General features: G+C 40.5%; 16 protein-coding genes. 7 read left to right on the forward strand and 9 right to left on the reverse strand.

The features are described from left to right. Positions 1–48: 48 nt before the first annotated feature. From HGR01_RS15040 to HGR01_RS15050, 3 genes are read left to right on the forward strand one after another with little or no spacing between them, the layout of a single operon-like run. Positions 49–603: a pyridoxamine 5'-phosphate oxidase family protein gene (locus tag HGR01_RS15040; protein WP_045870304.1), complete on the forward strand. Its 555-nt coding sequence runs from the start codon at positions 49–51 to the stop codon at positions 601–603. A 49-nt stretch (positions 604–652) separates the two neighbouring features. Then, positions 653–1,177 carry a GNAT family N-acetyltransferase gene (locus HGR01_RS15045; protein WP_045870303.1) on the forward strand — a complete coding sequence of 175 codons (525 nt, stop codon included), beginning with the start codon at positions 653–655 and terminating at the stop codon, positions 1,175–1,177. Between the two features lie 41 nt (positions 1,178–1,218). Further along, positions 1,219–1,896 (forward strand): class I SAM-dependent methyltransferase, encoded by a 678-nt coding sequence (locus tag HGR01_RS15050; protein ID WP_045870302.1) that lies wholly within the window; start codon positions 1,219–1,221, stop codon positions 1,894–1,896. Positions 1,897–1,984: 88 nt separating this feature from the next. On the opposite strand, the gene HGR01_RS15055 is transcribed toward HGR01_RS15050, so the two are convergent. Beyond that, positions 1,985–3,214, reverse strand: a complete 1,230-nt coding sequence (locus HGR01_RS15055) for a DUF4336 domain-containing protein (RefSeq protein WP_081584006.1) — start codon at positions 3,212–3,214, stop codon at positions 1,985–1,987. Between the two features lie 827 nt (positions 3,215–4,041). On the opposite strand from HGR01_RS15055, the gene HGR01_RS15060 reads away from it, so the two are divergent. Next, positions 4,042–4,311, forward strand: coding sequence for a GlsB/YeaQ/YmgE family stress response membrane protein (locus HGR01_RS15060; protein ID WP_045870300.1), 270 nt, complete (start codon positions 4,042–4,044; stop codon positions 4,309–4,311). A gap of 260 nt (positions 4,312–4,571) precedes the next feature. Here the strand turns inward: HGR01_RS15060 and HGR01_RS15065 are convergent, their stop codons facing one another. From HGR01_RS15065 to HGR01_RS15075, 3 genes are read right to left on the reverse strand one after another with little or no spacing between them, the layout of a single operon-like run. Further along, complete coding sequence (locus HGR01_RS15065; protein ID WP_045870299.1) at positions 4,572–4,868, reverse strand: DNA-binding protein; 297 nt, start codon at positions 4,866–4,868, stop codon at positions 4,572–4,574. Next, positions 4,855–5,199 carry a type II toxin-antitoxin system RelE/ParE family toxin gene (locus HGR01_RS15070; protein WP_045870298.1) on the reverse strand — a complete coding sequence of 115 codons (345 nt, stop codon included), beginning with the start codon at positions 5,197–5,199 and terminating at the stop codon, positions 4,855–4,857. The genes HGR01_RS15065 and HGR01_RS15070 overlap by 14 nt, the downstream gene beginning before the upstream one ends. A gap of 32 nt (positions 5,200–5,231) precedes the next feature. Then, positions 5,232–6,284, reverse strand: a complete 1,053-nt coding sequence (locus tag HGR01_RS15075) for an aromatic ring-hydroxylating oxygenase subunit alpha (RefSeq protein WP_045870297.1) — start codon at positions 6,282–6,284, stop codon at positions 5,232–5,234. A 237-nt stretch (positions 6,285–6,521) separates the two neighbouring features. On the opposite strand from HGR01_RS15075, the gene HGR01_RS15080 reads away from it, so the two are divergent. Together HGR01_RS15080 and HGR01_RS15085 are read left to right on the forward strand one after the other, a co-directional pair. Next, positions 6,522–7,001: a YbjN domain-containing protein gene (locus tag HGR01_RS15080; protein ID WP_045870296.1), complete on the forward strand. Its 480-nt coding sequence runs from the start codon at positions 6,522–6,524 to the stop codon at positions 6,999–7,001. A 516-nt stretch (positions 7,002–7,517) separates the two neighbouring features. After that, entirely contained in the window at positions 7,518–8,189 is a 672-nt protein-coding gene (locus tag HGR01_RS15085) for a biotin/lipoate A/B protein ligase family protein (protein ID WP_081584015.1), read from the forward strand. 272 nt (positions 8,190–8,461) lie between these two features. Here HGR01_RS15085 and HGR01_RS15090 read toward each other — a convergent pair whose 3' ends face one another. Then, entirely contained in the window at positions 8,462–9,052 is a 591-nt protein-coding gene (locus HGR01_RS15090) for an HD domain-containing protein (RefSeq protein ID WP_045870295.1), read from the reverse strand. A gap of 239 nt (positions 9,053–9,291) precedes the next feature. Here HGR01_RS15090 and HGR01_RS15095 point away from each other — a divergent pair, with 239 nt between their 5' ends. Further along, on the forward strand, positions 9,292–9,624 hold the full coding sequence (locus HGR01_RS15095) for a helix-turn-helix transcriptional regulator (RefSeq protein ID WP_045870294.1): 333 nt from the start codon (positions 9,292–9,294) through the stop codon (positions 9,622–9,624). 17 nt (positions 9,625–9,641) lie between these two features. On the opposite strand, the gene HGR01_RS15100 is transcribed toward HGR01_RS15095, so the two are convergent. The 4 genes from HGR01_RS15100 to HGR01_RS15115 all read right to left on the reverse strand — a co-directional run bounded on the left by HGR01_RS15100 (position 9,642) and on the right by HGR01_RS15115 (position 14,095). Next, positions 9,642–10,094 carry a PIN domain-containing protein gene (locus HGR01_RS15100; RefSeq protein WP_081584005.1) on the reverse strand — a complete coding sequence of 151 codons (453 nt, stop codon included), beginning with the start codon at positions 10,092–10,094 and terminating at the stop codon, positions 9,642–9,644. 380 nt (positions 10,095–10,474) lie between these two features. Continuing rightward, positions 10,475–11,737 carry a murein transglycosylase A gene (locus tag HGR01_RS15105; protein WP_045870292.1) on the reverse strand — a complete coding sequence of 421 codons (1,263 nt, stop codon included), beginning with the start codon at positions 11,735–11,737 and terminating at the stop codon, positions 10,475–10,477. Between the two features lie 784 nt (positions 11,738–12,521). Beyond that, positions 12,522–12,668 carry a hypothetical protein gene (locus HGR01_RS15110; protein WP_155539219.1) on the reverse strand — a complete coding sequence of 49 codons (147 nt, stop codon included), beginning with the start codon at positions 12,666–12,668 and terminating at the stop codon, positions 12,522–12,524. 110 nt (positions 12,669–12,778) lie between these two features. After that, complete coding sequence (locus tag HGR01_RS15115; protein ID WP_045870291.1) at positions 12,779–14,095, reverse strand: proton extrusion protein PcxA; 1,317 nt, start codon at positions 14,093–14,095, stop codon at positions 12,779–12,781. Positions 14,096–14,143: the final 48 nt, after the last annotated feature.

The raw sequence follows: 14,143 nt of genomic DNA on the forward strand, positions 1-14,143 counted from the left end.
CAATTACCAATTACCAATTACCAATTACCAATTACCAAATAAAATTTTATGGCTAAACTATTTGACTGCATCACTGACGAATTACAAGAATTTATTGCTACCCAACATCTGTTTTTTGTAGGTAGTGCGCCTTTGAGTCCTACAGGACACGTTAACTTGTCCCCCAAAGGGCTAGAGAGTTTCCGCATTCTTTCGCCTAACCGTGTAGGGTATTTAGATTTGACTGGTAGTGGTAACGAAACCTCAGCCCATCTACAAGAAAATGGGCGAATTACTTTTCTGTTTTGCGCTTTTCAAGAACCTCCAAAAATTTTGCGCTTGTATGGGCAAGGGTATGTAATTTTACCAGGTTCTCCAGAGTGGGATGCTTTTGCCCCTCTATTTCCTGCCTTACCTGGAGTTCGTCAAATTATCATCGCTGATATTGAACGGGTGCAAACTTCTTGTGGCTTAGGCGTACCACTTTATGAATATCAAGACCAGCGCCAGAGTTTAGTTAATTGGGCAATTAAAAAAGGCGAACAAGGAGTTCAAGAATATCAACAGCAGAAAAATCTGATGAGTATTGATGGTTTACCTACTCCACTGAGCAATTTACCTTAAGTTTGCTACAGGGGGTAATAGATAAATTGTGCGTTCACAGGATTTGAAGATGGATTATGTAATTAGCCCAATTACTCCAGAAGATGAGCCTTTTTTGTGGCGGATGCTGTATGAAGCAGCGCATTTATCAGAAGAAGGCAATTTAACAATGGAAGATTTGATGAATAATCCAGAGTTAGCAAAATATGTGAAAAATTGGGATTATGAAAAAGATACGGGTTATGTTGCTAGCTTGTTACCCAGCTATCAACAAGTAGGGGCTGCATGGTTGCGGTTATTGACAGAGGAAAATAAGGGATATGGATATGTTAATAACGAAACTCCCGAACTTGCGATCGCAGTTCTCCCCGAATATAGAAATCATGGCATAGGTACGCAGTTACTCCATCATTTATTAGCGATCGCACCAGCCTATTACCCATCAATATCACTCAGCATTAGAAGCTCAAATCCCGCTTTACATTTATATCAAAGATTGGGCTGGCAAGTAGTTGAGGGAACTGAAATCATCAACCGCGTAGGTGGTACTTCTTTCATTATGAAAATTGATTTTGCAAAATCAAATCTCACCTAGAATTAATTCACAACATAAGTACTTTATTTTTTACATTAATCATGAGTGAGCTCCTAAATCAAAAAATTCAACGAGATTTTGATAGGCTAGCTTTACTTCCGCCTTTGGCATGGAATCATAACAATCACTATCACAGTTTCTTAGTTCAGCAATTACCGCCAAACTGTAAAAATATTCTAGATATCGGCTGTGGTACAGGTGTGTTTTCTCGCTTATTAGCGCAACGTGCCGAGGAAGTAATTGCTGTAGACTTTTCTGCAAAAATGATTGAAGTCGCTCAACAACAGTCTCAATGTTACACAAATATAAAGTATCAAGTTGCTGATATATTGCAATGGCAATTTCCAGTGGAATATTTTGATGCGATCGCTTCAATTGCGACAGTGCATCATTTACCATTAGATGTCTTATTGCCTAAAATTAAGTCTGCGCTCAAACCTGGTGGTAAGCTGTTAATTTTAGACCTAGTAGAAGCAAAAGGGATAGAAGACATATTGCCCAATCTAATTGCTTTACCATTAAATTGGACATTGCATCTGTGGAAGAACAAACGCCTCAGACCTACACCAGAAGCAATAGCAGCATGGCGAGAACATGGTAGCACAGATAAATATCTCACGCGATCGCAAGCTCAACAAATTTACTCACAATACCTTACAGGATCGAAAGTCAGAAAGCATTTATTTTGGCGTTATTCAGTGGTGTGGGAAAAATTGTAATAGGGGTTTGGTAATGGGTAATTGGTAATTAATAATGAGAATTTTTCTTCTGTTTCCTCTGCTGTTACCTAATCCCCAGTCCCCAACCTTACACTTTATCCTTCGCTGGCGGTACAATGCCAAATTTATGTAAACTCTCGTCAATTTCTTGAAGAGTTTTAAAATCATCTGGTGGTAAGGGATAACTGTTAGTGTTCAATAAACCTGCACTTATTGGCTGCTTTTCTAGAAATGAGAATGCTTGGCGAAATTGATGCGGTTGCGCTTTAATTGGCGCATCAAAATGGCAAGGAATAATCCATTCAAAATTCCAACTTGCTACTTTATCAGCCCAGTCAATAGTTTCTTGGGGTGCGCGGTTGAGAATGAGAGTTTGTAAAATTGGCGCGACAAATAAACGTCCATCGCCTCTGAGGGCATCAAATGAACGTTGCCAATTAGCTTGCCATTGGAATGGATATAAGCCGAAATAAGCTTTTTTAGAACGTTCTGGGGCTTTGGTAGCATCACGCAATACTTCACCTAATCCAGGGATATCCAACACGCTGGGGCGAAAATACAATGCAAATAGCGCAATCCGTTGCCATCCTTTACGGCGGTTTGCTTGATTATCTGCAACGATGTCACCTGCATGATCTTTAGCATGGAATAACAAGGGATATGAGTCTAATTGCACGATCGCAGGTGGTTCTTCTGGAACAGATATTACCGCATCTGTGACTAATAAACTGCGCGATCGCTTGTGGAAAAATGCTACTTCTGCAAACCTACCAGGGCCTAATTCTATGGGGCCAAGGATCGCATAGTCAAACTCTTCAGCAAAAGGTGTATTTTTGCTGTCTGCGGGAAGGATTTGAGTGCGTTTGCGGGGTAACCCCAGCCAACTCAGTGGCAAATTCAACGGAAAACTCCACTGGCTAGGAGCAACAAAAACCTGTGCTTGCGGAAAGAATCTCGCGAAGGGGCCGACGAAAACCTTGTGTTCTAATCCTGAGATAGTTGGCAAAATAATATACTTAACATCACCATGTTCTGACACCAACTCATTGAGTAATCGGATACACTCTGAAGTTGGTGCTACGGGAGCATATACCAACAGACCGCCAGCTTTTAGCTTCACAACAGTCATGCGAATGGGCACAACAACATAGAAAATGCCCTGCATTTGGTCAAAAGTCCAGATTGTATCTTTGATTACTTCTTTACGAATGGTTCGCCGTTCCCCGTATGGGTAGAGTGGCAAAGTAAACCAGAAAAACCACGAAAAGTCCTGCGGATGAATTAGTTCTGCGCTTCCAGCACGTTCATCATGAGCCACTTTGCGACCCTCCCCTGAATTGCCAATGCTTTATTTGCCTTCCAGATGATGGAGTTTAGCAAATTGTTGTCCCCATTACATAGTTTTCATCAAAATTCTTGTTTTAAGGGTCACGTCGCTGCGCTCCGAATTCAAAATTCAAAATTCAAAATTCAAAATTCAAAATTAAAGACCCCACGGATAAATCCGGGGGCTTGTATCCTTTTTTATTCGATCAAGGGTTGCAACAAAGCGATTTATCGCGTCTCTACTTAAAAGTCAAAAGAATTTTTTTCTTCTTATCCTATAAGAACAGCCAACAGATCATCGGATAAATTCCAATTACCCATGACCTAAGTCTTAGGCATTTTTAACCACAGCCTTGTTTAAGAATTGAGAAGAGTAATTATCGGATTTTTATTTAAAAATATCTTTGCTTAAAGTTAACAATACTTTAGAAATAGTAAAGCTTAACTCTTAAAGTAGAGGAGCTATGTACCTATAAATACATATACTACGATTACCAAGCAATAATTTTGTAAGCCCCTAGTCTTAGACCTGCTAGGAGCTTTTTCTTAAAATTTTTAACTACTCAATTAAAGATATAGCACTTTTGCAGTAAGTGAGGTACATCATGAGTAATGAGTAGGAAATTTACTATTACTCACTACTTATTACTCATTACTCATTACTTATCGAATCTGCTGTATATATCAAAAGTAGTAGGAGCTTTGTAATTAATCTTCAGGTAGATGAATAGTTGATTCCCAAGGCAGATTCAAGATGAGGGGAGAAATTGATATTGTTTAATTGTCAAAGAAAAACGTTACTTAATCAACGTCGGAACAATGAACATAATTGCTTGGATTGTTTTAGGTCTAATTGCTGGTGCGATCGCGAAGGCTATCTATCCAGGTCATCAGGGTGGTGGAATCCTCGGAACCATACTGCTAGGAATCATCGGTGCTTTTATTGGCGGTAGTTTAGGTGTATTCTTTACTACGGGGACGCTTGCCTTAACGGCTCCGACTCTTAGCATTACTGGTATCATCGTCGCTGTGATTGGCGCACTTATCGCTGTTTTCCTGTGGAACTTATTGAACCGTAGTGCTGTCTAGAATCGTAGGGTATTAATTGATAATTCTTTATTAGTAAAGTTCAGGGAGCTTTTGTAGATATTATTTATCCCTGAAATTAAATGGAAATATATAGCACCTGCCTGAAGTGAGGTAGGTGCTATTATAATACTGCTCGGTTAAGAATTTTCAACTCGGAATTTGGTTTGGGGAAAAGGTGAAAGGGGAAGGGTTAAATGTTTTTTCTTGCCCCTTTTACCCTTCCCCTTTTCCCCTTAACCGATAAGTATTGGGTGCTATTATTATTTGATATTTACCGATATTCTAAACCCCAAGATATCGAGTAGCACCAACAGATTATAAATCTCAGCGCCACCAGTTTCTAACAACATCTTGTTTAGTTGTTCCCAGGTTATTTGTGCTTGTTCTGAAAGATTGTTCATTCTTAGCCTGGCATCAATGATATCTTTCAGTGCTGATGATAGCAGTTCTTTTTCAGGATTTTCAGCCTCTAATATTGCTTCAATATATGCAGCAGCCTCCTCAGGTTCTTGAAGAGATTCGATCAGGTATTCTTGATAGCTATCACTTGTCCGCATTTTCACTCTCTTCATATTCTGACCAATACTCCTGCGCCTTTTGAATATCTTGTTCTTGAGTACTTTTATCTCCACCCAGAAGAAGAAGCACAATCGTTGAGCCTATTTGACCAAAGTACACTCGATAGCCAGGCCCATAATCAATCCTGAGTTCAAAAACACCGCTTCCAACTGATTTATAATCTCCTAAATTTCCCAGACCGACTCGTTTTAGCCTCTCTTTGATTTTAGCCTTAGCTCTCCTATCTCGCAGAGATTCAAGCCAGTCTGTAAAGGGAATTTTGCCATCTGGTGCTATGTAGCGTCTAATCTCTCTTGGTTGTACTTCCATGATTTCATTTTCATTAGTCAGCGCTTGAGAAATTAATCTATCTTTTCAGCCTGGATTCTCATTAGTCTTTGCACGCTTACCAAGGCTCGATTTAACTCGTAATTCCGTATATCGGGATTCTGTAAATAAGCTTGCTGTTCCTCTTCAATCATCTTCACGTCTTGAATTACCAAACCATCAAGTAACTTTTGCGCTGCACCAAATAAGCTATCTTTGACAAACCGCCGAAACCATACAGGTAATTTGTGCAATCGCCAAAAGGCATTTAATGATGTGAAATGTATTAAATAAGCTTTGGTTTGCGTTGCGCTGATTGGACAAAGTAAACAGTAAATTTTAAAATCTTTTCCTAATGTAGAAACCCAATGAGGATAAACGTAACTTACATCTAAAGGTTCGGGATGTAATCGCCGCAATGCGGGGAAAAATAGCTGAGATATTGACCAAATTTTGTCTATTTTATAGTAACTTTGGGCTGTATAATGAGCATCTACACGATTAGTATCTTCGTCAATATCTTGTAAAGCTGCTGATGCCCAAGCTTGCAAATCCTGATGTAAATGTCCGTGATACATATCCATCAGGTTTTCAATTAAATAAGAATAATGAGCATTACAGTTAATAATTGAAACTGTGGCAATGTAATTAAGATGTTCCCATTCCGGTAAACCAAGAGGTTCTACAGATGGTTCTGCGTTTCCAGGGAACAGCCAAATGAAACCGTCTTGTTCTTTGACTTGGTAACGGCGAATTTTACAACTTGGGAGTTTTTGATTTTCTGCTAGGTAGGGAACGGCTGAACATTCACCCGATGCATCGAAACGCCAACCGTGATAAGCACATTCCAAGTCATTACCAACGACTTGCCCATGACTGAGTTTAACTTGGCGATGAGGACAACGGTCTTCTAAAGCGTGAACTTTGCCGCTACTATCTCGATAAAGCGCGATCGCCTGTTGCCAAATTACCACACCTACAGGCTGATTTGTGACTTCACTACTACGAGCAACTACATACCAGTGATTCGGGTTAATTCCCAACTGACGAACATCACGACTTTGCAGAGTTTCAAACACAGAAGACATAGGCGCGTAATCTTAGTAGGCGTTTTCAGTCAAAGTGAAATAGGTTTGGTAAAAGGGTAAGGGTTAAGGGTGAATGGTTGTTGTTTTCCCCTTTCCCTTTTCTCATTTTCCCTTTTTCCCCTTCATCCTGACTTGGCTGAAGACCAGACTATCACCTTAGGAGCTAAAACTAGTTGCGTTGACAAGCTATAAAGTATGTGTAGATAAATCAGTAACGATATTCAACTAAAAATCTGTATGACAAGTTACCAAGAAACCCTACCCAACAACGAACTCGTCGAGAATCTCATTGCGGAAACTGCGAGTATTAACCATGTAGAAGTTATTGAAAATGTCATCGATAGCTTGGAACAAGATGACAGTGCAATGGTTAGCCAAACCCCAGACGGTAATTATCAGTGGAAGTTTAAATACGGGAGTGTGGAAGTCTTTGTCCAACTGAGTGGTACAAGTGATGAGGATACAATCACGGTATGGTCTACGGTATTGAAGTTACCTGCGAAAAATGAACCGGAATTGATGCGATATTTACTAGAGTTAAACTGTAGCAGCACCTTTGAAGCACGTTTCGGCATTATCGAAAACCAAGTTGTCGTCATCTCCACAAGAACACTAGCAGAATTATCTCCCGGCGAAGTCTCCCGCCTCATTACAATTGTGGCAACTATCGCAGATAACAACGACGAAGCCTTACAATCTAAGTTCGGCGCAGCATAAATCATCGCTAAAGCTTTATTTATCTGGCAAGTAGGGGCACGGCATCCAAAGACTTTCGGTAAAATCAACATTGAATCGGTGCCGTGCCCTTACAATTTTGATATTTTGGGAATTGGCTGTGTTTGAGGAGTGATAAATTTAGAAAAAATTGTGAACTTTCACCTTCGGAACTCGAAAGTTCGCCTTCCAACCTGCAACGTTCACCTTCTGAACTCGAAAGTTCGCCTTCCAAGCTTCAACGTTCACCTTCTGAACTCGAAGGTTCGCCTTCCAATCTCCAACGTTCACCTTCGGAACTCGAAAGTTCTACTTCCAAGCTTCAACGTTCACCTTCGGAACTCGAAAGTTCTACTTCCAAGCTTCAACGTTCACCTTCGGAACTCGAAAGTTTCACTTCCAAGCTTCAACGTTCACCTTCTGAACTCGAAAGTTTCACTTCCAATCACCAACTTCCGACTCTTGAACTCTAAAACTTGGCGACTAATTCCCTTACTAGCAGCTGCTGGTAAAGTACAAATGGCAATTGACAGCTGGTTACTAGAACAGCACCAGACTGGAAACCATCCCCCAACACTGCGATTTTATACTTGGTCGCCAGCCGCGATTTCTTTAGGTTATCATCAACGCCAATATCCACAATTCTGGGAAAATTTAAGTTGGCAAGGTGAAAAATTAGATATTGTCCGCCGTCCCAGTGGTGGCAGAGCAGTATTGCACCAAGGCGATTTAACTTATACTGTCGTTACATCTGGATTACCAGGCGATCGCTTGCAAGCATACCAAAAAATTTGCGAGTTTTTAATTCAAGGTTGGCGATCGCTCGGCGTAGAATTGCACTATGGTACTGCGGGGCGAGGCTATATTCATAACCCTAACTGTTTTGGGACTGCTACTGGTGCAGATTTAGTCCTCAGCGATGGCGGTAAACTCATTGGTAGCGCCCAACTGCGACGCGCTGGGGCAATTTTACAACATGGTTCCATCCGCTTAAACCAAGATGCGGAATTATTTGCTCAGGTATTTGGTGCAGAATCTTGGACGCAGGTACAATTACCCCAGCATTTGAGTGTAGAATCAATTATTACAGCTTTGATGGCTGCCGCAAGCGATCGCTTTGAGATGGAGTTGGTTGTGGAACCTCTCTCGCCAGCAGAATGGGAGGAGATTTTGGGAATGGGGAAGGGGTAATGGGGAAGGGGTAATGGGTAATTGGTAATTAAATGTTTTCTTGGTTCTATCAAGTTAGCCATTAACGCCAGGTTTTGGCATAACTAATACCATTTTGAAAAAAGAACGCGACAGATGGGTTGGTAAGGGCACGGCACCAGTAAGATAATTTGATATACCAAAAGATTGTGGATGCCGTGCCCCTACAAAGAATTGATCTGCCGCAAACATTATTTAAATTGGTATAAGCATAAAAATCTGTCTTCCCCATGCCCTATGCCCTATGCCCATTTTCAAGAAATTAAATATCCAGCTAACACAGAATCTTCTATTAATTGCAGCACAAAAGGCCAGAGTTCTGGCGCGCCTGTTTCTATGGGTGCGACTCGTTTCATAACTTGGTCACGTCTGATACCATGAATGCGCCAAGTACCACCTTTTGTTTGTTGATTGTGTAGTAAAGGTTGTATCCGGTCTAAAGCTGCGGCAAACTTAGCAGTGGGTGTTTCCCCGGCTTCAAATTCATCCCACAGTGAACGTAATTCACTACCGATATCTGTGGGTAAAATTCCAAATAGCCGCGATGCTGCTTGTAATTCTTTCTCTGCCTTACTGGAATTAGCTTGCACATCGTAGCAGAAGGTATCGCCAGCATCAATTTCTACTAAATCATGAATCAAGAGCATTTTGATCGCCTGGACAATATCAACACCATCCGGTGCATATTCTGCTAACGTCATCGCCATTATTGCTAAATGCCAAGAATGTTCTGCGCTGTTTTCTTGGCGCGAACCATCTATCAGCAGGGTTTGGCGGAGTATTTGCTTTAAGCGATCGATTTCGATGATGAATTGAATTTGTTGCGTCAGTCTGTCGGTTTGCACGAGAGTTTCTCAAAAACACCCTAATAATACCAATTCAAATCATGTTTGCGACACATCAATATATTCTAGAGGGCATGGCAGTGCCATGCCCCTACAATCTTTCGCCTTCTTTTTTCAAATTGCTATTATCTGAGTAAAAAACACCCAAACGGGTGATTCAAAACTGTCAGAAACGGTTAAAGTTATATGACAGAATGTCTCAGGATAGTTAATTTATTCACTAACTAAACAACTGACTTATGGATACAGCTAAACGCCAACGACTAGAAGCAGCAGGTTGGCGTGTAGGAAATGCATCTGACTTTCTAGAACTTTCCCCTGAGGAAGAAGCTTTTATTGAGATGAAATTATCTTTAAGTAGATATTTGAAAGAATTACGTCTCAAACATAATCTTTCTCAGGCGAATTTAGCCAAAAAAATTAATTCTAGTCAGTCAAGAGTCGCAAAAATGGAAGCAGGCGATCCGTCTGTTTCTCTAGATTTGATGGTTCGGACAATTTTAACTGTAGGTGGAACTCGTGAGGATGTGGCGATCGCGATCGCTTCTTCTCGTACACCCTCATCAACTTGACTTTTTTGTATGCGGGATTAAATTACTTTTCCCGCATACATATATTTCATCTCTAAATTTGCGCGTACCCACAATTCTGTCATTGACCAAATCACCACTTTATTCGGTGCGTCTGCAAAATTATCTGGCTTGTGAGTAACAATGGCATGAAGAAGGCGATCGCTCACACAAACTAATTCTACAGCAGAGTCAAAATCTTGCAGGGGTGAGACTCTAGCTTGTTGTAAGATGCTGTTGTCTACTGGGCAAATTTGGATTTTTTCTTGTAACCAATTAATTACTATCTCAGCTATCTGAGAATTTTGCAGGCGACTAATATAATTGGAGATCCTTTGCCAACCGATATCAGTTATATATATTTGCACCAAAGGATGGGCTACATCTAAGAGATTGCTAACATCTTCTACGCAGTTGTAGCGATTCATTAAAGCTTCTAAGATTAAATCGGCATCAACTAAAATTCTTAGCACGTTAACCCCTATTGTAAACTGATAAATTTAGTGCCATTGCCTGAAATTTGACCGTTGAATAGATGCTAAAGGCAAGAATAAGCGCAACAATCAAAACTTCCTCGTACAGATTGGCGTACATATTTAGACCGATTCCCAGAAACCAAAATTATCAAATCACAGCCTTAAGATTTTTGACTTTTGATTTTTAACTTTGGAATTTATGTGGCGGTAATCGAACAATAGGTGTTATTACAAATAACATTCATGCTCATAATCAAAGCAAGAACAAGTTTGTAATAATACCTAAATTCAATGACGAAGAATGCTTTTAAAAGTTCCGAAATAAAATTGCAATTTTAGCAACATTTAGCTGCTGAAAATTCACAAGAAATTTATTTTTAAGGCTTAAGTAATAGATAAAATAATTGTCCATTGCTGACTGTGACTCCAGCGCGATCGCCTGCTATTTTGCCAGTCCCCAAAAAGTAATCTACCCTACCAGGGCCTTTAATTGCCCCACCTGTATCTTGATCGAGTACGTAACGGCTGACAACTCGATGCTCTAATTTACCAGTACTATCGGCAAAGGGAAACTCAGAGCGAATTAGTGCTAAAGCACCTGGAGGCATGAGAGATTTATCTGTAGCAATGGAACGTTCTGCCGTCAGTGGTTGCCCAATGGAACCTTGTGCAGGTGCGCCTTTGGTTTCTTGAAAAAACACAAAGCTGGGATCGCGAGGAATATATACGTTCAATTCTTGAGGATACTTTTGGAAATAGTCGAGAATTATGGGCATAGTCATTCCTTGTAACGGTAATTTGCCATCATTCGCCAATTCTCGCCCAATACTTTTGTAATTATACGCAATGTTGCCTGCATAACCAATACTTGTAAGCGTACCATCAGTTAGTTGCAATTTCGCAGAACCTTGAATTTGCACCATGTATGGTTCCAGGCGATCGCGAAACCAAAATAATTCTAAGCCGCGCAGTTTCCCCTTTGAAGCTTGCAAACCGTCAGCTCCTTCTAATTCCAGGCGTGTAGGATGCGGTAAGCTCCAGGAATCTAAATCGGGAGGTAATTTATAAACAGGATAGCGGTATTCTGCCGTCGGTACACGACTAGCTGTATACATTGGCTCATAATAGGCAGTGAACAAAACTGAACCTTTGCTATCCTTACCAATTGACTGATAAAGTACAAACTCTTTAGATATGGCTGTATGCAATGCAGCTGCGGAATTTGTCGTTAGTAGCAGCTGACGGAATCGCATCAAACTTTTGTAAATGCGATCGCGTGTAATTCCTGGTACCTGATAATTTTGATAAGCCGCTTCCGCCCTGGGTGTTTGTAAATAGCGCAGACTACGATCTATCGACTGTAACAGCGCTTTTTTGTGCGCTGGTTGTCCATTTTCAACTTGATAAATCGCCTGATCCACACAGGAACTATCATCTTCACAGCAAGTAACTGGGACTCTGGGAATTAATACTGGTAATTTCTGCTGAGAATTGGCGGCAGATGATTCAGGAAGATACCATTTTTTCAGTTGACATTCTGCGGGACTGAGTTTTAATTGTCCCAAAGATGGCATCCCCACTAGGAACGTTAACAGCACAACAGGTAGGCTCAGAGAAATAGTTGTAAGTTTATTTAGCATTAAAAAATAAGTTATTTGTCAAGAGTCAACAGCCCAGGCGTAGCCTGTCGTAGACATCGTAGTTCAATTTGTGGCGATCGCACTTTCTCAAACGAATACAAAACTTACCCTCATCCCCCAGCCCCTTCTCCCGAAATTGGGAGAAGGGGAGCCGATATCAAAGTCCCTCTCCCTCTGGGAGAGGGATTTAGGGTGAGGGCAATGCTCATTGGTGTCAACTTAAGCTAAAAGCGATATGGGGCGGGCGTTGCACAAATACCTCGCGCCCTCATCCCCTAACCCCTTCTCCCGCAGGAGAAGGGGAACTAAATCTCTTGCTCCCCTCTCCCACAGGGCGAGGGGCTGGGGGTGAGGGCGAAACCTTTCAACCAGACGGGTTTCAAGTTAAGTTGACACCACTGAGCCTTAGCACGCTACCACTCATCTTCCTAATCCCCAGTCCCCAATCCCACTTTATTATTTCTATAAATTAGGTGCTAATTTTGATACGGTGAGTAAACAAAAAGGCTTGTAACTTTCTCGTTTGGCTGTTTCCAGTAAGCAAAATGCCATTTTACCTACTTAAAAAGCCATTTTATCTACCCAAAAAGCCTTATTGCCCTCTCATTTTAGTGTTTTCCGCAAGCAAAAAGCCTTATCGCCTACTCAAAAAGCCTTAACGCTTACTCATTTTGGTAAATCACGCACTCATTGCGGTATTTTATGCAGGTAAAAAGCTTTTACGCCTACTCATTTCGGTAAATCGCGTACTCATTTTGGTGTTTTCCGCAAAAATTTAGGCTATTTACTTGCTCAAAAATAGCCATTGCTTTCTCCTGTCAACAGATTCAGCCAGTGTTGTGGCTAATGGCTGACAAAAAAATTGCGATCGCATTTTCGTTTTTGCGATCGCACTTTTTCTCAACTCCAATTGCATGGTTATCAGACTCATATTTATTTTTGAAATTTATGTAGGATGCGTTAGCGATAGCGTAACGCATCTTTAACAAGCCTTTCGTGCGTTAGGCGTAGCCGTAACACACGCTACAAAACACTATTCCCTTACTCATTCATATTATGATAAGTCGCCACCGCAGAAGGCGATATCCGGTTTAAGTAACGGAAAATCCAATATTTGAAAATCGTATCTAAAATCACCGGGAACGTAGCAATAAATAAGAAGATAAAATCTCTATTTGCAGGTAAACCCCAATGGCGGGACACCCCTTCTAAAATTACTTCCCAACCATGCGGGGAGTGAAACCCTACAAATATATCAGTGAACAAAATGATAATAAATGCCTTAGCGCTATCACTCAAACCATAGACGATATTATCGAAAAATTCTTTGATAGTCACGATAGAAGATTTACTAACAAGCAACAGCCAAATAAACGCCCCTACAGAAAAAATATCTGCAAACACATTTTTAATCGCATTCGCGCTTTCTTCGCGGAATTCCTCAGCAATCTCACCTGCTTTCTCTTTCATGTGAGTTTCCAATTCTTCGGTAGATATTGGCGGTGCTTTGGTAATCAAATTCTCAAATTTTAGCCTTTCTTCAAATCTTTCTAGGGTAGCTAACGCTTCCTCTTCCATTTCCGCATTTATGAAAATTTGCACAGCTTCTGAACCGCGAAAATGTTCAATTAAAGGGCCAACTATTAATGTTTTTGCTAGTTGATGTGTTAAAAGTGGTACAATAATTAACAGTAAAATAAACCTAATAGATATGATGGTTCTTTTTTGCGTCTGGCGAAAATTTTGAACTACATCTTGTTCCGAATTGGGGTCTAATTCTACTTGCAGACGAGTAATCGTACTTAAAATTGAACGGGGCAAAATTCCCGTTGTATTTGCTTTTCCTTGAGGCTTTTTTCTCTCGGGTATTGGAACTTTTTGTTTAGTGATTATTGGGGGATTAATCGTTGCATCAGTAGGAACTTTCGGAGTTCTATCGACTACAGTCAGCGAACTCGGTTCTTCATCCAAAATAGTATATTTAGAAATAATTTGGTCGATAAAACTGAGCTTTTCTAATATTATGTAAGGTTCAGGATATTCTACACCTGCTTTATTCGCAGCCTTTTGATTTCCCTCATTTAAAAACCACCGACTACCTTTAAACTCTGTTAGTCGCATCCGCGCAATTTTTAATTGCTTTCTCAAGTCTGCCTCAAAATAATCCATGACATTATTACTGTACATGGCTAAATCGGGGTCTATTTTATTACCATTAAAATGTTGATCTTCTAGCTCTTTAATTTTTAATGCCGCGTTATAAGCCTCATCCAGAGAACGTTCTGGTGTGCGTAAATACCATCGGTAAAGACCCAGCAAGAAAGAGTAAATTTTTTCGCCAAAAACAGAGTTCTTCATCGTCGGCAATCATCCAGCATGATTTGGTGATTCTTAACCTTAAATTAA

It is taken from the genome of Tolypothrix sp. PCC 7712 (assembly GCF_025860405.1).
Classification (GTDB): domain Bacteria; phylum Cyanobacteriota; class Cyanobacteriia; order Cyanobacteriales; family Nostocaceae; genus Aulosira; species Aulosira diplosiphon.

What these genes read in the sequence shown, in the direction of transcription:
- HGR01_RS15050 (WP_045870302.1), top strand. Translation starts at nt 1,219, where the DNA reads ATGAGTGAGCTCCTAAATCAAAAAATTCAACGAGATTTTGATAGGCTA.
- HGR01_RS15040 (WP_045870304.1), top strand. Translation starts at nt 49, where the DNA reads ATGGCTAAACTATTTGACTGCATCACTGACGAATTACAAGAATTTATT.
- HGR01_RS15105 (WP_045870292.1), bottom strand. Translation starts at nt 11,737, where the DNA reads ATGCTAAATAAACTTACAACTATTTCTCTGAGCCTACCTGTTGTGCTG.
- HGR01_RS15075 (WP_045870297.1), bottom strand. Translation starts at nt 6,284, where the DNA reads ATGTCTTCTGTGTTTGAAACTCTGCAAAGTCGTGATGTTCGTCAGTTG.
- HGR01_RS15070 (WP_045870298.1), bottom strand. Translation starts at nt 5,199, where the DNA reads ATGGAAGTACAACCAAGAGAGATTAGACGCTACATAGCACCAGATGGC.
- HGR01_RS15095 (WP_045870294.1), top strand. Translation starts at nt 9,292, where the DNA reads ATGGATACAGCTAAACGCCAACGACTAGAAGCAGCAGGTTGGCGTGTA.
- HGR01_RS15060 (WP_045870300.1), top strand. Translation starts at nt 4,042, where the DNA reads ATGAACATAATTGCTTGGATTGTTTTAGGTCTAATTGCTGGTGCGATC.
- HGR01_RS15065 (WP_045870299.1), bottom strand. Translation starts at nt 4,868, where the DNA reads ATGCGGACAAGTGATAGCTATCAAGAATACCTGATCGAATCTCTTCAA.
- HGR01_RS15115 (WP_045870291.1), bottom strand. Translation starts at nt 14,095, where the DNA reads ATGAAGAACTCTGTTTTTGGCGAAAAAATTTACTCTTTCTTGCTGGGT.
- HGR01_RS15045 (WP_045870303.1), top strand. Translation starts at nt 653, where the DNA reads ATGGATTATGTAATTAGCCCAATTACTCCAGAAGATGAGCCTTTTTTG.
- HGR01_RS15080 (WP_045870296.1), top strand. Translation starts at nt 6,522, where the DNA reads ATGACAAGTTACCAAGAAACCCTACCCAACAACGAACTCGTCGAGAAT.
- HGR01_RS15085 (WP_081584015.1), top strand. Translation starts at nt 7,518, where the DNA reads ATGGCAATTGACAGCTGGTTACTAGAACAGCACCAGACTGGAAACCAT.
- HGR01_RS15110 (WP_155539219.1), bottom strand. Translation starts at nt 12,668, where the DNA reads ATGAGTCTGATAACCATGCAATTGGAGTTGAGAAAAAGTGCGATCGCA.